Source organism: Flavobacterium ovatum (assembly GCF_040703125.1).
Lineage (GTDB): Bacteria > Bacteroidota > Bacteroidia > Flavobacteriales > Flavobacteriaceae > Flavobacterium > Flavobacterium ovatum.
Genome location: NZ_CP160035.1, coordinates 3,954,080 through 3,976,973, shown reverse-complemented (window position 1 = coordinate 3,976,973; position 22,894 = coordinate 3,954,080). Strand labels below are relative to the sequence as shown.

Genomic DNA, 22,894 nt, shown 5'->3' with positions numbered 1-22,894 from the left:
TTCATCACATTCTGAAATATCTTTCAAAATCGAGCCTTAATTTTTTACCCTTTCAAGAATAAAATAATTAAACACGGCTTTAAGGTTTCTATTTTAGACTTAAAAAATTATATTTGTAGTTCATACAAAAAATTATAATGGAATTAAAACTCAATAGACCAATTTGCTTTTTCGACCTTGAAACTACAGGAATAGATATAGGAAAAGATAGAATAGTAGAAATTTCAATTTTTAAAGTATTTCCAAACGGAAATAAAGAAAGTAAAACTTGGTTGGTTAATCCAACTATTCCAATTCCCGCTGAAACAACAGCAGTTCATGGAATTACAGATGAGAAGGTAGCGAACGAACCTACTTTCAACGAGCTAGCATTGCAAGTTTATACAATGATAAAGGACAGCGATTTGGGTGGATTTAATTCCGACCGTTTTGATATTCCTTTATTAGCCGAAGAGTTGTTACGAGCTGGAGTTGACTTTGATATGAAAAACCGAGTGTCAGTAGATGTTCAAACTATTTTTCATAAAAAAGAGGAACGTACGTTGAGTGCTGCGTACAAATTTTATTGTGGTCAAAGTCTAGAAAATGCCCATTCGGCAGAAGCAGACACGATGGCAACTTACGAAATACTAAAAGCACAACTAGAGCGTTACGAGGATTTAGAGAACGATATCAAATCATTATCTGAGTTTTCAACTAGAAAGAAAATAGCCGATTTTGCTGGAATGATTGCTTTCGATAAAGACGGTGAAGAGGTTTTTTCTTTTGGAAAACATAAAGGAGTAAAAGTTGATAAAATTTTAGAAACAGAACCTGGTTATTTTAGTTGGATTCAGAACGCTGATTTTCCTTTATATACCAAGAAAGTTTTGACAGCAATTAAGCTTAGGAAGTTAAATACTAAATAAGTTTTCAGTCTCAGTTAGCAGTATCCAACTGAAAATTGAGATCGAAAACTGAATACTATAAACATGAAGATAATCTGTATTGGCCGTAATTATGCCAAACACATTGAGGAGTTGCAAAATGAACGACCGTCAGAGCCGGTGATTTTTATGAAACCAGATTCAGCAGTTTTGTTAAAGCAACATCCTTTTGTGCTTCCAGAGTTTTCTGAAGAAATTCACCATGAAGTAGAGTTAATTGTAAAGATTAATAAAGTAGGGAAATATATAGACGCCAAGTTTGCGCATAAGTATTATGACGAAATTAGTGTAGGTATAGATTTTACGGCTAGAGATTTACAATCTAAATTAAAAGAAAAAGGATTGCCTTGGGAGATTGCCAAGGCATTTGACGGTTCTGCAGTCATTGGAGAATTTTTACCCAAAAGTAAATTTAGTTCACTAGAAAATATTACATTTGAATTAACTAACAATAATAGTTCAGTTCAAAAAGGGAATTCGGCTTTTATGTTGTGGAAAATTGATGAAATCATTGCTTATGTATCACAATTTTTCACTTTAAAAATAGGAGATATTATTTTTACAGGAACTCCAGAAGGAGTAGCGGCTGTGAAGTCAGAAGATATATTAGAAGGATTTTTAGAAGGACAGAAACTATTTAGAATACAAGTAAAATAATGGCACTACATTACAACCTTTCCAAAGTTTACGAACTTTCAGATAACGATCAAGATTTTGTGAACGATGTGTTGACATTGTTTGTGAGCGAAGTTCCTGAGGATTTATCCCAAATTAAAGAAGGAATAAAAAAGAAAGATCATAAGCATGCGTATGCTTATGCGCATAAAATCAAGCCAACCTTAGATTTACTAGGTTTAAATGTAGCATTTGAGGAAATTCTTCAGATCGAAGCATGGACCAAAACGGAAGGAAAGAAAAAAGATATTATTGATACTTTTAAAAGCGTTAGAAAACAAGTGGAAGACGCTATTAAGGAAATTAATAAAGATTTTGATTTGTCATAAGGGGAGCCTAAAACAGATAAATAAATAAAGAAATTCAACATTTAATTAAAAATTAGGTGTTGAATTTTCTGTATATAATGAAGTCAAATAAATAAAACAGCATGAAAGCGACTATAGTTACTATTGGAGATGAAATTTTAATTGGTCAAATTGTGGATACAAATTCGGCGTTTATCTCTAAATCTTTGGATAGGATAGGAGTTGAGACGCACGAAATGTTGTCTATAAGTGATGATAAACAACACATTTTGGATACGTTCAAAAAGCTTCAAAACAAGGTTGATTTGGTTATTGTAACGGGGGGTTTAGGGCCTACAAAAGATGATGTAACTAAAAAGACATTTTGTGATTATTTTGATGATGAATTGGTGGTGGATGCTACTGTTCTGGCTCATGTAACGGAATTGATTGAAGGTTTTTATAAGCGAGCTATAACACAGATAAATAAAGATCAAGCCTTGGTTCCTTCTCGTTGTATAGTACTTCATAATCAAGTAGGTACGGCTCCAGGGATGTGGATGAAAAAAGAAAATACTGTTTTTGTTTCCTTGCCAGGAGTGCCCTATGAAATGAAGTATTTGGTAGAAAACGAAATCATCCCAAAAGTTGTTAAAGAGTATAAACGTCCGTATATTTTACATAAAACAATACTTACATACGGACAAGGAGAAAGTATGGTGGCAGAACGTCTTGAGGAATGGGAAGATAATTTGCCAGAATTTGTGAAATTGGCGTATTTACCAAGTCCGGGAAGAGTACGTTTGCGATTGACTGCTAGAGGTATTGATAAAGGAAAATTAGAAAAAGAGATTGCAAATCAAGTAGTATTGTTGAAGGCAATTATCAATGATATTATCGTTGGTTATGAGGAAGATGAAACTATTGAGGTAATTGTAGGGAGACTGTTGGAAAAACAAAATGCTACAATTGCTACAGCCGAAAGTTGTACAGGAGGCTCTATTGCTTCTTTGTTAACGTCAGTTGCGGGTGCTTCAAATTATTTTAAAGGAAGTGTAGTTTCTTATGCAACACTAGCCAAAATAGAGGTATTGTCGATTCCAAACGCCTTAATCGAGGAGTTTTCGGTGGTGAGTGCCGAGGTTGCTTCTGCAATGGCTTTGAACGTGAAAAAGTTAATGAAAACTGATTATGCGATAGCGACAACTGGGAACGCTGGACCAACAAAAGGCGAGGGTGATGCTGAAATTGGATCCGTTTTTATTGCTTTGGCAACTCCTAATGAAGTCATTGTTGAAGAGTTTAATTTTGGTCAACCCCGTGAGAAAGTGATAGATAGAGCTGTATATAAAAGTTTAGAGATATTGCAAAAAGAAATTATGAAATTTGTGTAGTAAAATTTTGTTTGATACGTTTATTTTTCTTTTCTTTGCACCCTGATTTTGAATAACGATTAAAAGATATATATAATGTCAAGAGTTTGTGACCTTACAGGTAAAAGAGCGATGGTAGGAAATAACGTTTCTCACGCTATGAATAAAACTAAGAGAAAATTTTCTGTAAACTTAGTTAAGAAGCGTTTTTATCTTCCAGAAGAAGATAGATGGATTACTCTTAGAGTAGCAGCATCTACGGTAAAAACAATTAATAAAAATGGAATTTCTGCTGTTTTGAAAAAAGCACAGGCACAAGGATTTATCAAATAATCTTTTTCCAATACTAAACATAGAGCAAGATGGCAAAGAAAGGTAATAGAATTCAAGTGATATTAGAGTGTACTGAGCACAAAACAACAGGTGTTGCAGGAACTTCAAGATATATTACAACTAAGAACAAAAAAAATACTCCAGACAGATTAGAGATTAAGAAATTTAATCCAGTTTTGAAAAGAGTAACTGTTCACAAAGAAATTAAGTAATAATTAGAGATTTATAAAATCTCAAATGGTTTTCCATTAGAGTTTTATAAAAATTTCAAATAAACAAATAATTAGACATGGCAAAGAAAACAGTAGCATCATTGCAAACAGCTTCTAAGAGATTATCAAAAGCCATCAAAATGGTGAAATCTCCAAAAACTGGCGCTTATACTTTCGTAGAAACTATTTTAGCTCCTGAGTTAGTTGATGAATTCTTGAAAAAGAAGTAATTAAAAGACATTATATAAAAAAGCTACTTTCTAACGGAAGTAGCTTTTTTATTTTTATCTTTATCCTGTTATTACGTACGAATTTAGCACAATTCCGATTATGAGTTTTTTTAAAAAAATATTTTCATCTGACAAAAAAGAACAGAGTCTTACCGAGCAAGAAAAAGGGGTGTTAGACAAAGGCTTAGAAAAGTCAAAAGCATCTTTTTTTACAAAGTTGACCAAAGCTGTTGCGGGTAAAGCAAAAGTGGATGATGATGTATTGGATAATTTAGAAGAAATTTTAGTTTCTTCGGATGTGGGAGTTAATACTACTTTGAAAATTATTACTCGAATTGAAAAGCGAGTAGCAGAAGATAAATATTTAGGAACGGATGAATTGAACCGCATTTTACAAGAAGAAATTGCAGGTTTGTTGTCTGAAACTAATTCTGGTGAAGCAACAGAGTTTGTGGTTCCTGTTCAAGCCAAGCCTTATGTTTTGATGGTGGTAGGAGTGAATGGAGTAGGTAAAACTACAACGATAGGTAAATTAGCGTATCAATTTAAGAAAGCAGGATACAATGTGGTTTTAGGAGCTGCAGATACTTTTAGAGCAGCTGCTATTGACCAATTGCAAATTTGGGCGGATAGAGTGGGAGTTCCCATTGTACGTCAAGATATGGGGAGTGATCCAGCCTCAGTAGCTTTTGATACTTTACAATCTGCAGTAGCTCAAAATGCTGATATAGTTATTATTGATACAGCCGGACGTTTGCATAATAAAGTGAATTTAATGAACGAGCTTTCTAAAGTAAAACGTGTAATGCAAAAAGTGGTTGCTGATGCACCTCATGATGTATTATTAGTTTTGGATGGTTCAACTGGTCAAAATGCTTTTGAGCAAGCCAAACAGTTTACAGCAGCTACTGAAGTAACTTCGCTTGCGGTAACCAAACTTGATGGAACTGCCAAAGGTGGCGTTGTGATAGGTATCTCAGACCAGTTCCAGATTCCAGTTAAGTATATTGGGGTAGGTGAAGGTATCGAAGATTTACAAGTCTTTAATAAGTATGAATTTGTAGATAGTTTCTTTAAATAAAAATAATGGATTTTTTTAAAAAGTTAAGTTCATTGAACCTGTATTTAATCAGTGTTCTTTGTTTTGTAGGTGCTAATGTACTAAGAAGTCAAAGTATTGCCATTTATTATACTTTGTTAGTTTTAGGAGTTATGCTTTTTGTTTTTGGCCTGACCAAAAGGATTAAAAAACAGTAAATCAGTAATCAATATTTTAAAACCGTTAAGAAATTTAGTTTGATGTATTCAGTTGATTTTGTTAACGGTTTTTTTGTTGGGTTGAAATGAAGATGATTTATTGGTACAAAGCATTAATCTTTTTCCAAAGTGCATCGTCAAAATCAGATAGAGCGAAATTAGTTTCATCAGCTGGATCTCCCATACGGATTACGACCATTTTCTTGCTTGGAATAATGTAAATTTTTTGGTCATTTTTGCCCAATGCCATATACATATCATTTGGGGCAGAAGGAATAAGACTTCCGGGGACTTGTAATTGTGATTGTGGCAAATGATAACTGCTTTTACCATTAAGCCACCACAAATATCCGTAACTAAGGTTGATGTTTTGCGAAGTATTGGTGGCGCTATTGCAGTAGTTTTCATTGAGAACTTGATTGTGATCCCATTTTCCTTTGTTAGAAATAAGCAAGCCAAAACGCGCCATGCTTCTAGTAGTACTGTAATAAACAGAATTATTGTCAACTTGGAACCAAGTGCCTTCCATTCCTATTTTGTCTCTTAGTTTGCTGTTGAAATAGTTGCTCCATGTTTGTTTACTGGCTTTAGCTACTACATCTTGTAATTTTACATACACATTATGATACGCCCATCTAGTTCCAGCATCGGCTTTGTAGGTTAGGCAATTTGGCATGACGCAATCAGCAGTATCATCTAATCCTGATGTCATGGTAAGTAGGTGTTTGTTGGTAATGAGGTTTTCTTTAATAAGTGGTAAACTGGTCCATCCTGTTCCTAAATAATCAGATACTTTATTGTTGATGTTTATTGAGCCTTCTTGTTCTGCAATTCCAGTAACTGTTGTGGTTAAGGTTTTTCCGGCGCTTGCCCAATACCAACCTTTTGAGGCATCATGTCCGTTGAAATAATTTTCCATTACAATACGCCCATCGACCAGAATAATAAAGGATTTGGAGTTTTTGAGGGCTAAATAATCTAATAATGGTTTTGCTGCTGCTGGGTTCCAACCTAAGTTGGTTATTGGTTTTGTTTCCCAAGTGTTTCCTATAAGTGGTGGAAAATAAATGATTTCGGTGATTTTTGGATCGTCTTTGTTACAACTTGCTAGGATGGTGATAAGTAGTATTATTAAACTTTTTTGTAAGGTTTTCATTTGAAATAGTTTTAAGTTTTTAATACTAAGTTTACTCATTTGGAGCAGAATTGTTTGAGGTAGTTTTGACTAAAAGTAATCTAAAAAGTTTAATCTGTTTTGGTTTTTTTCTTTTGAATGGATTATTAAAGAGTAACTTTGTAGGGAATAGAAAAGCTATTTTTTCCTGATGGCCTAGCCCTGATGGAAGCGGTATCCTTTTTATTTTGCCTTTTTTTTGGGCAAAATAAAAAGATATAGCGGACAGCAGGATATAGCTCCAAAAAACTAATATTGTATGAAGAATGTTTTTAAAATGGCATTAATTGCCTTATTGATTGTGGGGTGCAAGAACAAGATTGAGCCTGCTGATGTGGCTAAATTAAACGGTTATTGGGAAATTGAAAAAGTGGATTTGCCAGATGGTGAGGATAAAAATTTCAAAATAAACGAAAGTTATGATTTTTTTGCAATGAAAAATAACGAAGGAATTCGTAAAAAAGTGATGCCACAATTGGACGGTACTTTTATTGTAAATGATAGCTATGAAAATGTGCTAGTGCGTTTTGAGGATGAAAAAGCATATTTGGACTATTCAACGGATTTTGCTAAATGGACTGAGGAGTTGATAACATTGACGGATGATGAGTTGGTGGTGAAGAATGAAGAGAAAAAAGAGTATCATTATAAAAGAACGGGACCGATAAACTTAACAGGAAATGGCGAAAAGATTAAATAATCAAAGTACGGTTGGGGATGTATTGAAGCAGATTATTCAAGGAAATAAGTTGCAGCCAGGGATGGACCAGGTTAATGTGAAAGAGGCTTGGGCGAGTTTGATGGGGAATGGTGTGAACAGTTATACGCAAAATGTAGCATTGAAAAACAGTACATTGTATGTTGAGCTTACTTCGTCAGTATTGAGGGAAGAATTGAGTCTTGGGAAATCTAAAATCATTAAAATGATTAATGAAGAACTGGGACGTGAAGTGGTTACTAATGTTGTGCTACGGTAGTTTTTAGTTAAAGAGTCGCAGTATTCAGTTTTTAGTCTCAGTTTACGGTAATAAAGTAACTAGTGAGTAAGTATTAAAACAAAAAAATCCATTTGTGTAAGCAAATGGATTTTTTTGTTTTTAAGTACTGTGACTGAATACTGTGTGCTAGAAAATTTCTCTTCCAGGAAAATGAAAAGTACCTTCGATAAAAGCATTTTCATCACTGTCAGAACCATGTATTGCATTTTCTCCTAGTGAAGTAGCATATGCTTTGCGGATGGTTCCTTCGGCAGCTTCAGCAGGATTTGTAGCTCCAATTAAAGTTCTGAAATCTGAAACAGCGTTGTCTTTTTCTAGAATTGCAGCTACAATTGGGCCACTAGACATAAAGTTAACTAACTCTCCGTAAAAAGGTCTTTCAGCGTGAACTGCATAAAATGCTTGTGCATCTGCTACAGTAAGTTGTGTTAGTTTTAAAGATACGATCTTGAAACCTGCATTGGTAATCATAGCGAGCATGTTCCCGATATGACCATTAGCCACTGCATCTGGCTTGATCATGGTGAAAGTTCTGTTAGTAGTCATTTTTTTTATTTTTTTGCAAACTTAGCTTTTTTTTAAACTTATTGAAAGTCTATTTTGTTAAAAAAAGCGGAATAGTGTTAATTTTTCATGGGTTTTATAAAATAACGATATTGAATTGCTGCTCTAGAGGCTTTAAGCTGTCTATTAATTTTGGAATCAACTGTTGTCCTTGATCGAGGTAAAATTCAGAAAAATTATTTTGTCGTTCTTGTAAGCTTTTGTTTGGAAATAATTCATTTTGTAAATCTGTTGTTCGTTCCAATTCGTCTTTTAATTTTCTTTTTTGAGCTTTCAGTAAACGTTTTTCAAGGTTTTCTAGTCCTTTTATTTGCTTGGTTTCTTGTGCTTTTACAGCTCCTACAAAAGATTTGTCAGTTTGTAAAGCGATCTCAAAAAGCGCTTTGAATTGTTTTTGTAGTTGTTCTTTTTGTGGGGTTAAATCAATTGAAAATGAAGATAACTTTTGCGTAAGCTGATTTTCTAAATAAGTTTGATTTGCAAATAGATCGGACCAGGAAAGGCCTAGTTTTTCGGCTTTGGAAACTTGCTTTCTAGTTGCTAATAGTACAGAATTACGAACTAATAACATTGGAAAAGTAACTTTTACAGTGTCAAAAAAAGATTTAAGTTCAAGCCAATACGCAATTTCACCACCACCACCAATATAACAAAGATTAGGTAAAATTACTTCTTGATACAGCGGACGCATAATCACATTAGGGCTGAATTTCTCTGGATTAGCATCGACTAAAGCTAGTATTTCTTTTTCTGAAAATTCAATAGTGGTATTGTTAACAAGGTATTTTCCGTTTTCGAAAACGATGCGTTCTCGTAAATTGTCTTCAATATAAAATAGATTAATTTCACGAGGATTCACCTGAATATTATAATCGCTTATTTTTTTTATCGTTTCAGAAACTGCTTTATGGGCAGTTTGCTGCGTTAGTTCTTCTTTGATAAATGAAGTAAAAAGTTGCTTTAAATCTTTATTATCCGCATCAATAATAACTAGACCATATTCGCCAAATAAAGCATTGGCTAAATGTCTTGTGGCATCGGCTAAGTTCGAATGTTGTAAATAAGCATCTTGGAAATATATTTTTAATTTGTCGGCATTAGTTGTGTGTCCTAATTCTAGTTTAAATATTTCAAAAAACTCATCAAGTCCATTCGTACTTAATCTTCCAACGGGTCCAGTGCTTTCGGTATTCCAGCGGAACTTTTTTCCTTTAAAATTAAAATAGTTGATTTCGTCAAAATCATGATCTTCCGTTGCCATCCAATAAATAGGAACAAAGTTGTAAGCAGGATAGTTGGCTTTTAATTCGTTAGTCAAATTAATGGTCGAGATGATTTTGTATAAAAAATATAATGGCCCACTAAATAAATTGAGTTGATGTCCTGTAGTAACAGTGAATGTATTGGAGGTGCCTAACGCTTCAATGTTTTGATGTGTTAGGCTTGAAATAGTACTTTTTTTATATTGTTGGTGTAAAACGGAAACTAAAGTGGCTCTCGAATTTGAGTCATAACTAGCCTGTTTTTCGACTAGTTGCTTCTCGAAATTTTCTAAAACAGGAAAATGATTGTACAATGATTGAAGATTTGATTCCTGGTTCAAATAATCTTTCATCAAAGGGCTGAAATATCCTGATTCTTGATAGCTAATACAGTCGGTAGGCATGTTTGAAGGTCTAAATTTACTGCTAAAATAAGAAAACTAAAATGATATTTTTAGTGATTAAGAAATGTTTAGGAAATGATATACGGTCTCAATTGAACTATTAATTATTTATCACTTATTTTTGCATAAAACGACAGACTTTGAAATCAAAACTCTTACTCATTACCCCGCCTTTCACGCAACTGAATACGCCCTATCCAGCAACGGCATACATCAAAGGTTTTTTGAATACCATAAATGTATCGTCCGTTCAAGCAGATTTAGGGATTGAAGTTATTTTGGAATTATTTTCGAAAGAAGGACTTTTAAATTTGTTTCAGGTTCAAAGTTCAAAGTTTCAAGTTGGAGAAGTTTCAGGTAATTCGAAACGAATTATTGCGCTTCAAGACGAATACATAAAAACAATTGACTCCGTAATTTCATTTTTACAAGGTAAGAATCCAACATTGGCTCTTCAAATTTGCCAAGAAGGTTATTTGCCAGAAGCGTCTCGTTTTGCGCAATTGGAAGAATTAGATTGGGCTTTTGGTTCCATGGGTACTCAGGATAAAGGTAAACATTTGGCGACTTTATATCTTGAAGATATTTCCGATTTTATTGTCGAATGTGTGGATGCCAATTTTGGTTTCAGTCGGTATGCAGAACGTTTAGGTCGTTCTGCGAATTCGTTTGATGAGCTATACGAAGCTTTACAGCAAGAACCGACTTATATTGATGGAGTTTTACTTTCAATTTTAAAAGAAAGAATTGAAACTGTTCAACCCGATTTGTTTTTAATATCTGTTCCTTTTCCAGGGAATTTATACAGTGCTTTTCGATCTGCACAATGGGTGAAAAGGAATTATCCCGAAATTAAAATTTCAATGGGTGGTGGTTTCCCTAATACCGAATTACGTTCCTTATCAGACGCTCGTGTTTTTGAGTTTTTTGATTTTATAACTTTGGATGATGGAGAAGCTCCTGTAGAGTTGTTGATTGAAGCTGTCAGATCGAGCGAAGTAGAGCTGTCTTTAAAGCGAACTTTTCTTCTAGAAAACGGAAAAGTCGTTTACAAAAATAATTCTACTAAGCCGGATTATAAGCAAGCACAAGTAGGAACACCTGACTATTCAGATTTGTTATTGGATAAATACATTTCGGTTATCGAGATTGTCAATCCCATGCACCGTATGTGGAGTGACGGACGCTGGAATAAACTCACTATGGCGCATGGTTGCTATTGGGGGAAATGTACCTTTTGTGATATTTCTTTAGATTATATTAAGATTTATGAACCCGTTGCTGCCAACTTACTTTGTGATCGTATTGAAGAATTAGTGATTCAAACTGGGCAAACTGGTTTTCATTTTGTAGATGAAGCTGCACCGCCGGCATTGATGCGTGCTTTGGCACTCGAAATTTTGAGAAGAAAAATTTCAATCACTTGGTGGACGAATATTCGATTCGAAAAAAGTTTTACAGCTGATTTGTGTTTGTTATTGAAAGCATCAGGTTGTATAGCCATTTCGGGAGGGCTGGAAGTAGCTTCAGATCGATTATTAAAACTGATAGACAAAGGTGTAACGGTTGAGCAAGTTGCCAACGTGACTCAGCATTTTACCCAAGCTGGGATCATGGTACATTCTTATTTGATGTATGGTTATCCGACGCAAACGATTCAAGAAACAGTTGATAGTTTAGAAATGGTGCGTCAATTGTTTGAAGTAGGTGTGTTGCAATCTGGTTTTTGGCATCAATTTGCAATGACAGCACATAGTCCAGTAGGATTAGACCCAGAAGCATTTGGTGTTATTCCCGTATCTCCACTTTTGAAAGGTTTTGAGAAAGGGCTTTTTGCTAATAATGATGTTGATTTTAAAGATAAGACAGGAATTGATCACGAACAATTTAGTTTTGGATTGAAAAAATCCTTGTTCAATTTTATGCATGGAATATGTTTTGATTACGAATTGCAAGATTGGTTTGATTTTAAAATCCCTAAAACCAAAATTCCAGCTAATTTTATTCAAAAGGCATTGGAAAAGGATGCTATTTTGACTACTAAGCCTACGGCAAAAATAGTTTGGTTGGGTGGAAAGCCAGAAGTGGAGCATTTTACAAAATCGAAAAAAGGCAATAGTTGGGAAATGATGCGTTTGACTTTTCATGATAAACAAGAAAGTTTTGATGTTCAAACTAGTAAAGAGCAAGGGGAATGGTTGGTCGCTATTTTAACTAAATTAGCAGTCATTAATAATAAGGTATACACTTTTCAAGAATTAAAAAATGATTTTGAAAGCCAGCTCGAAGATTTTGAGTTATTTTGGTATTCAAAACCGATACATATATTAAGGAATTATGGATTATTAACATTATAAAAGGATATGAAATATAATAGATGTGGAAAGAGTGGATTGTTATTGCCGCAAATTTCTTTAGGTTTATGGCACAACTTTGGTTCTGTCGATAATTTTGAAAATGGAGAAAACATTGTCAAAGAAGCTTTTGATAAAGGAATCACTCATTTTGATTTGGCTAATAATTACGGGCCAGTCCCAGGATCGGCCGAAACTAATTTTGGAAAAATTCTAAAAAATAATTTTCAAGGAGATCTACGTGACCAAATGGTAATTTCGACAAAAGCTGGCTATACTATGTGGGATGGACCTTATGGAGATTGGGGTTCTAGAAAATATTTGTTGTCCAGTTTAGATCAAAGTTTGAAACGAATGAATTTGGATTATGTGGATATATTCTATTCGCATCGACCAGATCCAGATACACCTATTGAAGAAACGATGATGGCTTTGGATTATGCAGTTCGTAGCGGGAAAGCATTATATGTAGGGATTAGTAATTACTCTGCAGAGCAAACAAAGGTAGCGGTGGAGGTCTTGAAAGAATTAGGAACGCCTTGTTTAATTCATCAAGCTAAGTATTCTATGTTGCAACGTTGGGTTGAAGATGGTTTGCTAGATGTGTTAGAAGAAAAAGGAGTAGGTTGTATTGCTTTTTCGCCTTTGGCACAAGGATTGTTAACCGACAAGTATTTGAAAGGGATTCCAGAAAATTCAAGAGCATCTAATCCAAATGGGCATTTGAGACTTGACGAGGTAACGGAAGAGAAAGTTCAAAAACTTATTCAACTGAACGAGATTGCCAAAAACAGAAATCAATCTTTGGCACAAATGGCATTGACCTGGTTAATGAAGGATAATAGAATTACTTCTGTTTTGATTGGTGCGAGTTCTGTGGGACAATTGAATAATAATCTAGATAGTTTGCAAAATGTAGATTTTACGAAAGACGAAATTAATACTATTGAAAAAATATTGAAAAGTTCGAATTAACATATTATTGGTAATGGTTAAAAAGGTCTCAAAATATATTTTGAGGCCTTTTTTATGTTTAGAAATAAGGTTTTGTTTGAAGCGAATTATTATAAAGCTGTTATTTGGTTGTTTTGAAAATAGTATTCAGTTATTTACGACCCCTATTTTTATAGGGGTTTGTGTTTTTAAATGTGATTTTTTGGTTCTTTATGTGTTATTTTTATAATATTTTTTATTTTTAATCTAAAATAATAGGGGTTTATGTGAAAATACAGATTATGAATACTGTATTTTTTATTCATTATTTATGAGGATAGTCTATTTATTTGAATTTGATTTATTGTATTAATAAAACGACCAAAAAATGGTCAAAAAACAAAGTTATTCTTATTTTAGTTAATATTAACTTAATATATTCGCCGTAGAACAATGAAAAAATGAAGTGCATTTGTGTTTTTTGAAACAAAATAAAAGTTAGAGTTCTATTGAACTTTAATAATAAAGAATAGGAAAAAACCAAATGCATTAATTAATTATTAAACCAAAACAAGATTAAACATGAAGAAAGTAATTATTATTTTAGCATTAGCGCTAACAGGAAACATGACATTTGCTCAAGACACACCACTAGAAATTTCTGGTTCTGCAGATGCATACTACAAGTATGATTTTTCTAAAACAGCTAATATACCAACAAGTTTTGCAACTGATCAAAACTCTGTATCATTAGGGATGTTAGATATTGCTTTGAAGAAAACAACTGGTAAAACTTCATTTGTAGGTGAGATTTCTTTTGGACCTAGAGGAGAAAAACAATCTATTCCAGATGTAGCTGGTCAATCTTTTCATATTCAAAATTTATATGTAGCTTATGCTGCAACTGATAAATTGACTTTAACAGCAGGTTATATGGGAACATTTGTAGGGTATGAGGTAATTTCGCCTTTGGCAAACTTCCATTATTCTACTTCTTATTTGTTTACGAATGGTCCATTTCAAAATGCTGGAATTAAAGCAAACTATGCAATATCTGATAAAGTTGGATTTATGGTAGGGGCTTTTAATGATACTTGGAATTCATATAGTGCAGATCCAATCAAAGGATTGAATGCGGTTGGAGCTCAATTATCATTGACACCTGCTGAAGGAGTTAGTGCTTATATTAACTTCATGGATGGTTCAGTTAGTGGAACTATTATCGACTTAACAGCGTCATTCCAATTATCTGAAAAATTCACGTTAGGATTAAATACGGCTGATTTTTCAAACACAGGTAGTACAGGATATACAGGAGCAGCTTTATATCCAGCTGTAGCTGTATCTGAAAACTTTGGTCTAGGTTTACGTGGAGAATACTTCAAGTTTAAATCTGGTTCTGGTGGAGATTCAGTAACAGCGTTAACATTATCGGCTAATTTAAAAGCTGGAGGATTGACATTTATCCCTGAGTTTAGATTAGATAGTGGTAAAAATAACATATTTTATGATTCACCAGCAGCAGCTCTTACTTCTATACCAAATACTAAATCGGCTTCTCAATTTTCTTTAGCTTGCGTTTACGGATTCTAAATCAAATAAATAGTTTGGTATTCATTTGCTAGAATTTATATAAAAACATTTTTTTACTGTCAAGACATTCTTCAATAGATGTTTTGACAGTTTTTTGTTTAAAAGAAGTTTAACCGAAAAGATCCACAAAGAAAGCACAAGGTTTTCTAAGTTTTTTGATTAATGATTGTAAATTAACGAATAATGATTTTACAATTGCTCTTTGTAAATGGTTTAACCGCAAAGACACCAAGAAGGTATAAGGTTCCTAATGTTTTAAAATAAGTTATAGACTTTATAAGTTGAGTCAAAAAGATAATGAGACTCAAGATTTTGAAATATTTAATTGGATAGTTGACCTTTAAGTTGGTTTAATTAAAGTCGCTAAGTTCACAAAGTTTTGATATTGTAATACAAATTGACCTTTGAAAACGGTCATTAATTCTTGAAATTGATCTTTGAATTAGCTCTTTTTGTAGATATTGTAGATGGTATTAATAGTTTTTTCATCTAATACACTATCAACTTCAGTTTGAATAAAGTGTAGTTTAAAAGCAGTGATGGCAGCATTAAGGTTTTTGGTGTCATAACCTATGATGCGCAAAGCCTGTTCTACATTGAAGTTAGCCGGAGCAGATGCTAATATATCGTCTTTCCATAAACCAAAACCATTTTCAGCCAAGGTTTTCCATGGGAATAGAGGGCTTGGGTCTTTTTTTCGTGAAGGGGCAATATCGGCATGGCCTATAATATTTTCCTTTGGGATGTCGTAGTCTTTTTTGAGTTTGTTCAATAATGCCATTAAACTTGTTAATTGCGCTTCTGAAAAAGGTTCGTTCCCGTTGTTGTCAAGTTCAATTCCAATAGAGCAGGAGTTGATGTCTTTATTTTTTCCCCATGAACCACTGCCAGCATGCCATGCGCGTAAATAGTCATTCAGCATTTGTACCACTCTACCATCGTCACCTATTACATAATGGGCGCTTACTTGTGTTCTGGTGAGTGTGAATGTTCTAATAGTTTGTTCAATAGAATCTTGAGCCGTATGGTGAAGAATTATAAAGTTGGGTTTGCGTAAGTTAAAATTAACCGTTCCTATCCATTCAGTTTGAATCCCGTTATTTAATGATTTTTCCTCTATTTTTGTAATAGCATCACTAAATTTATATAATCGGTGGGTATAGGATGAATCTATTATTAATGTAGTTGTAGTGACTACAGGTAATGGTTTAGGCTCCTTAATGGAAATGTCTTCTTTGAACGTTTTTAATTTTTCATTATAAATTTTTTCAGACGTCTTATAAGGTTTTGGTGCGCATGATGAAATTATGAGCGCTGTAATCAATAAATAAAAGTAGTTTTTCATTTTTTTTTAGGGACTTCTTAAATAGAACTAAAGTATTGATTATTTATTGCGTTTTGATTTTTTTTTGTGGTCAGGCTTTTGTTCAATCCATTTTTTATAGAGCTCTTTTTGGTCAGGATTCAAAAATTCATTGATTTTTCGAGTTGTTGTTTCTGACAAAGCTTGAATCTCTTTACCTTTTTGTTCTTGACCTACTTTTTCATCCTTGATAATGATTCCTTGCTCACGGATACTTTCTTTTAATACATTCCCAATAGCAATTTCCTGTAGTACATCCAATTTTAGCTCGGGAGTCATTTTTTTCATGATTTCCCCCACAGTAACTTCTACAGGGATTTCTTTTGGTTTTTCAGGAGTATCTTGAACTTGATTAGATCTGTCCATTCGACTACTTCCATAACCACTGTTATTTCCGTAACCATTTCCGTACTGAGCATGTGCTGTACTAATGGTTAAAAAGAAAATTATAAAAAATACTATGAGATTTAGTTTTATCATGATGTTTTTTAAATAAAGTTATCCAAAAAAATAAAGAATAATTAGGCAGGCTCTCCGTAAAGATCAAATTCGGTTGCATCCGTAATTTTAATCATAGCAAAATCCCCTGTTTTTAAATAATGCAGTGAAGCATCAATCAATACTTCGTTATCAACATCCGGACTGTCAAATTCAGTTCTACCTACAAAATGCTGTCCTTCTTTTCGATCAATAATACATTTGAATACTTGGCCAATTTTTACTTGATTCAAATCCCATGAAATTTGTGATTGCAATTCCATGATTTCATTGGCACGGTCTTGTTTAACGTTATCAGGAACATCATCTTCCAATAGGTAAGCATGCGTATTTTCTTCGTGAGAATAAGCAAAACATCCCATTCTGTCAAATTTCATTTCTTGAACCCAGTCTTTTAAGATGTTGAAATCTTCTTGAGTTTCTCCAGGGTAGCCAACAATCAAAGTCGTACGAATTGCCATTCCAGGAACAGCCGCTCTAAAGTCTTTTAATAATTGAGTCGTTTTTGCTTGTGTAGTTCCGCGACGCATCGATTTCAAAATAGAATCCGAAATGTGTTGCAACGGAATATCAATATAATTACAAATCTTAGGTTCACGTTTCATTAAGTCCAAAACATCCATCGGGAAACCAGTAGGGAAGGCGTAGTGCAAACGAATCCATTCGATTCCTTCTACAGCTGCCAAAGCTTCTAGTAATTCAGCAAGATTTCGTTTTTTATAAATATCAAGACCATAATAAGTCAAATCTTGAGCAATCAAAATCAATTCTTTTACACCATCTCTTGCTAATCCTTGCGCTTCTTTTACCAGTTTTTCAATAGGTTGTGAAACGTGTTTTCCTCTCATGATTGGAATAGCACAAAAACTACAAGGTCTATCACAACCTTCAGCAATTTTCAAGTATGCGTAGTTTTTTGGAGTAGTCGTCAAACGCTCTCCTAGTAATTCGTGTTTGTAATCGGCTCCCAAAGCTTTCAACAATTGAGGCAATTCGGTCGTTCCAAAAAACTGATCTACATTCGGAATTTCCTTCTCCAAATCAGGTCTGTAACGCTCAGACAAACATCCAGTTACAAAAACCTTGTCTACCAAACCTTTTTCTTTCTTATCAGCATATTCAAGAATCATGTTTACAGATTCTGCTTTAGCATTATCAATAAAACCACAAGTGTTAATCACGATAATATTTCCTTCGCTTTCAGCAGGAGCTTCGTGTTCTACCTCTTTTCCATTAGCACGGAGTTGGCCCATTAGGACTTCACTATCGTATATGTTTTTTGAACATCCTAATGTGATTACGTTGATTTTATTCTTTTTTAAAGACTTGGTTCTCATAGTTTTGTAAATTGGAGTGCAAAATTACGCTTTTTTATCCAAACCGCATTAATTTTGCTATGTTTTAGGATGTTTTTTAGGAGCTATTTCCTGCTGTCCGCTATATCTCTTGTTCCGCTATCGCTTCACAAGAGGATGTCGCTTCCATCAGGGCTAAAAAAAATCCGCCTCAAATTCATGAAACGGATTCTAAATGATATACTTAAAATATTACAATTCGAATAATAAAGTTAACGAAACCGTATCAGTCTTAGTGTTGTTTTTTGCTCCATCAGTAAATCCTTGGGAGAAAAAACCTTGTTGTGTCGTTCTTTGTGCATTAGCATAAGATATATCCAATTTGGTAGAACCAAAATTATAACCAATACCTGCAGAATAACCTGTTAAATCACCAATAGTCGTATTGTCTTTGTATGGGCTTTCTTCAAAACGATATCCAGCACGCAGACTCAACGCTTGAATTTTGTATTCACCACCAACTCTAAATTCAGAACTAGCTTTCAATGTCTGTCCAATTTCGGTGTTAATGTTAGTGTCTCTAGTATCTCTTATAATAGAATATTCTGTTTTGCTATAATCTTTACGGCTGTAGTCAAAACTAATTAAACCTTTTTTGCCAAAAATATAAGCCAAACTACCTGTGATTTTGCTTGGCGTTTTCAGTTTGTAAGTATCATAAACAACAAATTTGTTTGAATCTGGTGTTTTGTTTTCGAAAGAAGGAGAAGCATTGTTTCTATAATCATAAATACCTGAAGTTAGCTTTTGCCTTAATTCGTCATTAAGTTGATACCAAGTTGAAGATTCATAGGCAAGTCCAATTCTGAATTCTTTTGTAGCTTTAATGATAGTTCCTAGTTGGAATGAGAATCCTGAACCATAAGTGTAAATCTCATTTTCAAAAGAAGTGTTAACTAAGTCTATTGTATTTGAGTTTGCATTTTTATTATCTTCATAAAAAAGCGTTTTTTGTCTAAAATCAGTAAAATGAGAATTTAAATTCAATCCAAAATGAATTTTATCATTGTAATCCGCAGAGGCATTAAAGGCTAGTTTTCCATTGTAACCAGTAGATGTTATCGTGTTTTCTTGATAATATTTTCCGCCAGCAGGTACATTGCTGTTATAGATGGTATTACTGTCAACATCATTATTCGGATTAATCAAAAACCCCCAATACCCTAAATATGCTTGTTGGTCAGCGTAGTTTAGTTTGGAATAAGAATTGTCCAAAATTACACCTAACGGTATTCCAGCTTGCTGTTTAATCGGATTAGCATTAGCATAACTCAAAAAATAATCTCCAACAGAATTGGTTGGATTTGTTCCATAAGCACCAATAGTATTATTGAAATTGTTGGTGTTTTCGTAGTTAATCCCAATAGCAAACTTTGTCCATTTCGATTTTTGATCTCCATTTCTGAAAACAAAAACAGCACCAGCTTGATTCAAATTAAAATCACTTAATTTCTCGTTGTGTTTAGTCCCAAAATATTCCGAGGCATTATTAGTAGTTAAATTACTAAATGTTAATGTCATTTGATTATTTGAAAAGACAGAAGAACCGGCAGGATTTACATTTAAAGAAGATAAGTCACCTCCCAATGCTCCAAACGCACCGCTCATAGCTTTGTAGCGAGCTGTTCCATTAATGTTGTCTTGCGCGTAACGAACTGCGTCTCTCACTTCTTGAGACTGGATAGTCCCAAAGGATAATCCTGCAATTATAAGGTATATGATTTTTTTCATTTTAATATCGTTTTAAAGTTTTTTGGGATAAATAAAGGTTTTATCTACCTCTACCTCCGCTACTTCCACCAGAACTTCTACCGCTGCTACTACCTCCGCTTGAGGAACCAGAACTACTCGGTCTTGAGTAAGTGTCGTTGTTATAAGTAGGGGAAGGGGTGCTGTACTCTCTTCTAGAATTGTTATTGCTTTCAGAGTTATAGGTACGGCTTGGTGCGCTGCTTTCTCTACTGTTGGTAGATGGAGTGTAGGTTCGATTAGATGTTGAGCTACTATTTCTAGAAAACACAGGTGCGGTATTTGAGTCGTAAGTTCGTCTGCTTGTGCTACTATTTGACGAGCTTCTTGAGTAAGTGTCATTGCCGTAATTTCTAGAGTTTACAGAGTTGTAAGTGTCTCTTCCATTGTAACTACTTGATCGTACTCTGTTATAAGAGTTGTTGTTATTGTAGTAATAAGGGGTGTTGTAACCGTATCCATAACCTCCGTATCCCCAGCCATAATAAGGGGAGTTCCATCCAAAATTGTTATAACCATATCCATAACCTCCATAACCCCAATTAGAATAAGGTGAATTCCATCCAAAATTATTGTATCCATAGTAAGGTGAATTCCAGCCGTAACCGCTGTAGCCACCATATCCCCATCCACCACCATACATTCCTAATCCCCAATTGTTGGAGTAAACATTAATATCGGTAGTTGGATGGTTATTACCCCAACCAGCATATTGATTGTTTGAGTTTTGTGTGTTGTCGTAACTGTTGTAGCTTTCAACATCAGTAAATACTTGGTCAGACTGTGGTTCGGTTTGTAGTGAATTGAAATACTCTTTATAGGGATTATTTTGATTGGCTCTCTGAGTTGCTTCAGTTCGTTGTACGTTAGAGTCTCCATATATACCGTCATTGTCATAATAGGAGCTGTTTTGGTAAGAACCACAAGATGATAATAAAACGCTACCTAGGCCAAATAGCATATATAGTGAAGTTTTTTTAAGTGAAAAAATAGAAGTTTTCATATCTGTATGGTTTTTTATTGTTGCACATTACAAAAATAGTTAGTTTTGCGGAACTATTTAGTTAAAATAATAAAACAATATTTGTGCCAAACTATTCAATATGAGCAAGAACCTTACTACACGAGCCGAAGATTATTCAAAATGGTATAACGAGCTGGTTGTAAAAGCTGATTTAGCTGAAAATTCAGGAGTTAGAGGCTGTATGGTTATCAAACCATATGGTTACGCGATCTGGGAAAAAATGCAAGCAGAATTAGACCGAATGTTTAAAGAAACAGGACATCAAAATGCTTATTTTCCTTTGTTTGTACCCAAAAGCATGTTTGAGGCTGAGGAGAAAAATGCAGAAGGATTTGCGAAAGAATGTGCTGTAGTGACGCACTATAGATTGAAAAATGATCCCGATAGACCTGGGAAATTAATGGTTGATCCAAATGCAAAGTTAGAGGAAGAGCTAATTGTTCGTCCAACATCTGAAGCTATTATTTGGTCAACCTATAAAGGATGGGTGCAATCGTATAGAGACTTGCCATTGTTAATTAATCAATGGGCAAATGTCGTTCGTTGGGAAATGCGTACCCGTTTATTTTTAAGAACAGCAGAGTTCTTATGGCAGGAAGGTCATACTGCTCATGCGACTCGCCAAGAAGCTATTGAAGAGTCAGAAAAAATGATGAATGTATATGCTGATTTTGCTCAAAATTTCATGGCAATTCCAGTTGTGAAAGGGTTGAAAACAGAATCAGAACGTTTTGCAGGTGCTGTAGAAACTTATTGTATCGAAGCTTTGATGCAAGATGGAAAAGCATTGCAAGCGGGAACATCGCATTTCTTAGGGCAAAATTTTGCAGAAGCGTTTGATGTGAAGTTTGCGAATGCCGAAGGAAAACAAGAATATGTGTGGGGTACCTCTTGGGGAGTTTCTACACGGTTAATGGGAGCCTTAGTGATGACGCATTCCGACGATCAAGGATTGGTATTGCCTCCTAATTTGGCACCAATACATGTTGTGATTGTGCCTATTTACAAAACAGACGAACAATTGACTGCGATATCAGGTACTGTTGCAGTTTTAACAGCTGATTTGAGGAAATTGGGTGTTACGGTTAAGTTTGATGATAGAACGACTCAGAAACCAGGGTTTAAATTTGCCGAGTGGGAATTAAAAGGGGTTCCGGTTCGAATTGCTGTTGGTCCAAAAGATTTGGGAAATGGAACTTTTGAGGTAGCAAGACGTGATACCTTGACAAAAGAGACAAAATCTAAAGATGGAATTGCAATTTATATTAAAGAGCTTTTAGAGCAAATTCAGATCGATTTATTTGAGAAATCTTTGAAATATAGAAATACACATATTACTGAAGTGAATGATTTTGAAGAATTTAAGCAAGTTTTAGAAGAAAAAGGAGGCTTTTTATCAGCTCATTGGGACGGAACAATAGAGACAGAAGAGAAGATAAAAGATTTAACAAAAGCAACCATTAGATGTATTCCTTTGGATGGTAAAGAGGAGCTGGGAGCCTGTGTGTTTACAGGGAATCCGTCTTCAAAGAGAGTGCTTTTTGCAAAAGCTTATTAATTTTTTTATTTTTTTTTACTTGTGCTATTGTACGTTTGAAAAATAGGTGTATCTTTGCAACCGCAATAAAGAAGTAAGGCCCGTTCGTCTATCGGTTAGGACGCATGGTTTTCATCCATGTAAGAGCGGTTCGATTCCGCTACGGGCTACTATTTTTATTTTGCAAAGAAAGTTTTCCTTGACTTAAAAAGGAAAAATGGCCCGTTCGTCTATCGGTTAGGACGCATGGTTTTCATCCATGTAAGAGCGGTTCGATTCCGCTACGGGCTACAAAATTAATCTTTTAGATTAATAAACTAACTAGGTGATAATGGTCCGTTCGTCTAGGGGTTAGGACGCCAAGATTTCGTCTTGGTAACAGGGGTTCGATTCCCTTACGGACTACAATAAAAGAAATAATAAAAGATAAAAATATAATAAAATGGCAAATCATAAGTCAGCATTAAAAAGAATTAGAAGCAACGAAAAGAAAAGAGTGTTAAACAGATATCAGCACAAAACTACTCGTAATGCGATCAAAGCATTAAGAATAGCTACTGATAAAGTTGATGCCTCTTCTAAGTTATCAAACGTTATTTCTATGATTGATAAATTGGCTAAAAAGAATATTATTCATGACAATAAAGCGTCAAACTTAAAATCTAAGTTAACTAAATTTGTTGCGAAATTGTAATAATTGTTTTTTTACATCTTATACAAAAAGCCTCTTTTTTTAAAGAGGCTTTTTTTGTGTGCGCTACGCATGCCATATATCTATAGGGTATAAATGGAT

23 protein-coding genes and 3 tRNA genes are annotated in these 22,894 nt (G+C 34.2%); 18 read left to right on the top strand and 8 right to left on the bottom strand.

The genetic code is table 11. The features are described from left to right. Positions 1-137 precede the first annotated feature (137 nt). The 8 genes from ABZP37_RS16370 (at position 138) to ftsY (ending at position 5,117) form a co-directional block, all read left to right on the top strand. Entirely contained in the window at positions 138-908 is a 771-nt protein-coding gene (locus ABZP37_RS16370) for a 3'-5' exonuclease (protein WP_366184233.1), read from the top strand. Positions 909-971: 63 nt separating this feature from the next. Continuing rightward, the gene (locus ABZP37_RS16365; RefSeq protein WP_366184231.1) at positions 972-1,583 is read left to right on the top strand and encodes a fumarylacetoacetate hydrolase family protein; all 612 of its coding nucleotides are present in this window, start codon (positions 972-974) and stop codon (positions 1,581-1,583) included. Next, positions 1,583-1,930, top strand: coding sequence for an Hpt domain-containing protein (locus ABZP37_RS16360; RefSeq protein WP_366184230.1), 348 nt, complete (start codon positions 1,583-1,585; stop codon positions 1,928-1,930). The genes ABZP37_RS16365 and ABZP37_RS16360 overlap by 1 nt, the downstream gene beginning before the upstream one ends. Positions 1,931-2,031: 101 nt before the next feature. Continuing rightward, complete coding sequence (locus ABZP37_RS16355; RefSeq protein WP_366184228.1) at positions 2,032-3,282, top strand: CinA family nicotinamide mononucleotide deamidase-related protein; 1,251 nt, start codon at positions 2,032-2,034, stop codon at positions 3,280-3,282. A 75-nt stretch (positions 3,283-3,357) separates the two neighbouring features. Beyond that, positions 3,358-3,594 carry a 50S ribosomal protein L28 gene (gene rpmB / locus ABZP37_RS16350; RefSeq protein WP_108740706.1) on the top strand — a complete coding sequence of 79 codons (237 nt, stop codon included), beginning with the start codon at positions 3,358-3,360 and terminating at the stop codon, positions 3,592-3,594. A gap of 29 nt (positions 3,595-3,623) precedes the next feature. Beyond that, entirely contained in the window at positions 3,624-3,806 is a 183-nt protein-coding gene (gene rpmG / locus ABZP37_RS16345) for a 50S ribosomal protein L33 (RefSeq protein ID WP_108740707.1), read from the top strand. A gap of 77 nt (positions 3,807-3,883) precedes the next feature. Beyond that, a complete protein-coding gene (locus ABZP37_RS16340) occupies positions 3,884-4,036 on the top strand; it encodes a DUF4295 domain-containing protein (protein ID WP_108740708.1) in 153 nt (50 codons plus the stop codon). 100 nt (positions 4,037-4,136) lie between these two features. After that, positions 4,137-5,117: a signal recognition particle-docking protein FtsY gene (gene ftsY / locus ABZP37_RS16335; RefSeq protein ID WP_366184226.1), complete on the top strand. Its 981-nt coding sequence runs from the start codon at positions 4,137-4,139 to the stop codon at positions 5,115-5,117. Between the two features lie 273 nt (positions 5,118-5,390). On the opposite strand, the gene ABZP37_RS16330 is transcribed toward ftsY, so the two are convergent. Then, the gene (locus ABZP37_RS16330; protein WP_366184225.1) at positions 5,391-6,449 is read right to left on the bottom strand and encodes a serine hydrolase; all 1,059 of its coding nucleotides are present in this window, start codon (positions 6,447-6,449) and stop codon (positions 5,391-5,393) included. A gap of 277 nt (positions 6,450-6,726) precedes the next feature. Between ABZP37_RS16330 and ABZP37_RS16325 the strand changes: the two genes are divergently transcribed. After that, the gene (locus ABZP37_RS16325; protein WP_366184223.1) at positions 6,727-7,167 is read left to right on the top strand and encodes a lipocalin family protein; all 441 of its coding nucleotides are present in this window, start codon (positions 6,727-6,729) and stop codon (positions 7,165-7,167) included. Beyond that, entirely contained in the window at positions 7,148-7,444 is a 297-nt protein-coding gene (locus ABZP37_RS16320) for a DUF721 domain-containing protein (RefSeq protein ID WP_366184221.1), read from the top strand. The genes ABZP37_RS16325 and ABZP37_RS16320 overlap by 20 nt, the downstream gene beginning before the upstream one ends. Before the next feature lie 147 nt (positions 7,445-7,591). On the opposite strand, the gene ABZP37_RS16315 is transcribed toward ABZP37_RS16320, so the two are convergent. Continuing rightward, positions 7,592-8,011: a nucleoside-diphosphate kinase gene (locus ABZP37_RS16315; RefSeq protein WP_366184219.1), complete on the bottom strand. Its 420-nt coding sequence runs from the start codon at positions 8,009-8,011 to the stop codon at positions 7,592-7,594. 94 nt (positions 8,012-8,105) lie between these two features. Beyond that, on the bottom strand, positions 8,106-9,695 hold the full coding sequence (gene bshC, locus ABZP37_RS16310) for a bacillithiol biosynthesis cysteine-adding enzyme BshC (RefSeq protein WP_366184218.1): 1,590 nt from the start codon (positions 9,693-9,695) through the stop codon (positions 8,106-8,108). 140 nt (positions 9,696-9,835) lie between these two features. Here bshC and ABZP37_RS16305 point away from each other — a divergent pair, with 140 nt between their 5' ends. The 3 genes from ABZP37_RS16305 to ABZP37_RS16295 all read left to right on the top strand — a co-directional run bounded on the left by ABZP37_RS16305 (position 9,836) and on the right by ABZP37_RS16295 (position 14,575). Further along, on the top strand, positions 9,836-12,052 hold the full coding sequence (locus ABZP37_RS16305) for a B12-binding domain-containing radical SAM protein (protein ID WP_366184216.1): 2,217 nt from the start codon (positions 9,836-9,838) through the stop codon (positions 12,050-12,052). A 6-nt stretch (positions 12,053-12,058) separates the two neighbouring features. Next, positions 12,059-13,024, top strand: a complete 966-nt coding sequence (locus ABZP37_RS16300; protein WP_366184214.1) for an aldo/keto reductase — start codon at positions 12,059-12,061, stop codon at positions 13,022-13,024. A 540-nt stretch (positions 13,025-13,564) separates the two neighbouring features. Next, positions 13,565-14,575, top strand: a complete 1,011-nt coding sequence (locus tag ABZP37_RS16295) for a porin (protein ID WP_366184212.1) — start codon at positions 13,565-13,567, stop codon at positions 14,573-14,575. Positions 14,576-15,017: 442 nt separating this feature from the next. Here ABZP37_RS16295 and ABZP37_RS16290 read toward each other — a convergent pair whose 3' ends face one another. The 5 genes from ABZP37_RS16290 to ABZP37_RS16270 form a co-directional block, all read right to left on the bottom strand. After that, positions 15,018-15,920 (bottom strand): N-acetylmuramoyl-L-alanine amidase, encoded by a 903-nt coding sequence (locus tag ABZP37_RS16290; RefSeq protein WP_366184210.1) that lies wholly within the window; start codon positions 15,918-15,920, stop codon positions 15,018-15,020. 39 nt (positions 15,921-15,959) lie between these two features. Next, complete coding sequence (locus ABZP37_RS16285; RefSeq protein ID WP_366184208.1) at positions 15,960-16,418, bottom strand: hypothetical protein; 459 nt, start codon at positions 16,416-16,418, stop codon at positions 15,960-15,962. A gap of 41 nt (positions 16,419-16,459) precedes the next feature. Further along, positions 16,460-17,773, bottom strand: a complete 1,314-nt coding sequence (rimO, locus tag ABZP37_RS16280; protein ID WP_366184206.1) for a 30S ribosomal protein S12 methylthiotransferase RimO — start codon at positions 17,771-17,773, stop codon at positions 16,460-16,462. 210 nt (positions 17,774-17,983) lie between these two features. Then, positions 17,984-19,522: an outer membrane protein transport protein gene (locus ABZP37_RS16275; protein ID WP_366184204.1), complete on the bottom strand. Its 1,539-nt coding sequence runs from the start codon at positions 19,520-19,522 to the stop codon at positions 17,984-17,986. A gap of 40 nt (positions 19,523-19,562) precedes the next feature. Beyond that, complete coding sequence (locus ABZP37_RS16270; protein ID WP_366184202.1) at positions 19,563-20,543, bottom strand: hypothetical protein; 981 nt, start codon at positions 20,541-20,543, stop codon at positions 19,563-19,565. A gap of 100 nt (positions 20,544-20,643) precedes the next feature. Between ABZP37_RS16270 and proS the strand changes: the two genes are divergently transcribed. From proS to rpsT, 5 genes are all read left to right on the top strand, one after another. Further along, positions 20,644-22,122 (top strand): proline--tRNA ligase, encoded by a 1,479-nt coding sequence (proS, locus tag ABZP37_RS16265; RefSeq protein ID WP_366184201.1) that lies wholly within the window; start codon positions 20,644-20,646, stop codon positions 22,120-22,122. 77 nt (positions 22,123-22,199) lie between these two features. Then, positions 22,200-22,271: transfer RNA gene (locus ABZP37_RS16260), tRNA-Glu, on the top strand. Between the two features lie 49 nt (positions 22,272-22,320). Then, positions 22,321-22,392 (top strand) — tRNA-Glu (locus ABZP37_RS16255). Between the two features lie 42 nt (positions 22,393-22,434). After that, positions 22,435-22,506, top strand: a tRNA-Glu gene (locus ABZP37_RS16250). 37 nt (positions 22,507-22,543) lie between these two features. Further along, a complete protein-coding gene (gene rpsT / locus ABZP37_RS16245) occupies positions 22,544-22,795 on the top strand; it encodes a 30S ribosomal protein S20 (RefSeq protein WP_366184199.1) in 252 nt (83 codons plus the stop codon). Positions 22,796-22,894 lie beyond the last annotated feature (99 nt).

Coding starts and splice junctions, on each gene's coding strand:
- rpsT (WP_366184199.1), top strand. CDS start 22,544: ATGGCAAATCATAAGTCAGCATTAAAAAGAATTAGAAGCAACGAAAAG.
- ABZP37_RS16315 (WP_366184219.1), bottom strand. CDS start 8,011: ATGACTACTAACAGAACTTTCACCATGATCAAGCCAGATGCAGTGGCT.
- rpmB (WP_108740706.1), top strand. CDS start 3,358: ATGTCAAGAGTTTGTGACCTTACAGGTAAAAGAGCGATGGTAGGAAAT.
- ABZP37_RS16325 (WP_366184223.1), top strand. CDS start 6,727: ATGAAGAATGTTTTTAAAATGGCATTAATTGCCTTATTGATTGTGGGG.
- ABZP37_RS16365 (WP_366184231.1), top strand. CDS start 972: ATGAAGATAATCTGTATTGGCCGTAATTATGCCAAACACATTGAGGAG.
- rpmG (WP_108740707.1), top strand. CDS start 3,624: ATGGCAAAGAAAGGTAATAGAATTCAAGTGATATTAGAGTGTACTGAG.
- ABZP37_RS16295 (WP_366184212.1), top strand. CDS start 13,565: ATGAAGAAAGTAATTATTATTTTAGCATTAGCGCTAACAGGAAACATG.
- ABZP37_RS16300 (WP_366184214.1), top strand. CDS start 12,059: ATGAAATATAATAGATGTGGAAAGAGTGGATTGTTATTGCCGCAAATT.
- ABZP37_RS16270 (WP_366184202.1), bottom strand. CDS start 20,543: ATGAAAACTTCTATTTTTTCACTTAAAAAAACTTCACTATATATGCTA.
- proS (WP_366184201.1), top strand. CDS start 20,644: ATGAGCAAGAACCTTACTACACGAGCCGAAGATTATTCAAAATGGTAT.
- ABZP37_RS16370 (WP_366184233.1), top strand. CDS start 138: ATGGAATTAAAACTCAATAGACCAATTTGCTTTTTCGACCTTGAAACT.
- ABZP37_RS16290 (WP_366184210.1), bottom strand. CDS start 15,920: ATGAAAAACTACTTTTATTTATTGATTACAGCGCTCATAATTTCATCA.
- ABZP37_RS16340 (WP_108740708.1), top strand. CDS start 3,884: ATGGCAAAGAAAACAGTAGCATCATTGCAAACAGCTTCTAAGAGATTA.
- ABZP37_RS16355 (WP_366184228.1), top strand. CDS start 2,032: ATGAAAGCGACTATAGTTACTATTGGAGATGAAATTTTAATTGGTCAA.
- ABZP37_RS16275 (WP_366184204.1), bottom strand. CDS start 19,522: ATGAAAAAAATCATATACCTTATAATTGCAGGATTATCCTTTGGGACT.
- ABZP37_RS16360 (WP_366184230.1), top strand. CDS start 1,583: ATGGCACTACATTACAACCTTTCCAAAGTTTACGAACTTTCAGATAAC.
- ABZP37_RS16320 (WP_366184221.1), top strand. CDS start 7,148: ATGGCGAAAAGATTAAATAATCAAAGTACGGTTGGGGATGTATTGAAG.
- bshC (WP_366184218.1), bottom strand. CDS start 9,695: ATGCCTACCGACTGTATTAGCTATCAAGAATCAGGATATTTCAGCCCT.
- ftsY (WP_366184226.1), top strand. CDS start 4,137: ATGAGTTTTTTTAAAAAAATATTTTCATCTGACAAAAAAGAACAGAGT.
- rimO (WP_366184206.1), bottom strand. CDS start 17,773: ATGAGAACCAAGTCTTTAAAAAAGAATAAAATCAACGTAATCACATTA.
- ABZP37_RS16330 (WP_366184225.1), bottom strand. CDS start 6,449: ATGAAAACCTTACAAAAAAGTTTAATAATACTACTTATCACCATCCTA.
- ABZP37_RS16285 (WP_366184208.1), bottom strand. CDS start 16,418: ATGATAAAACTAAATCTCATAGTATTTTTTATAATTTTCTTTTTAACC.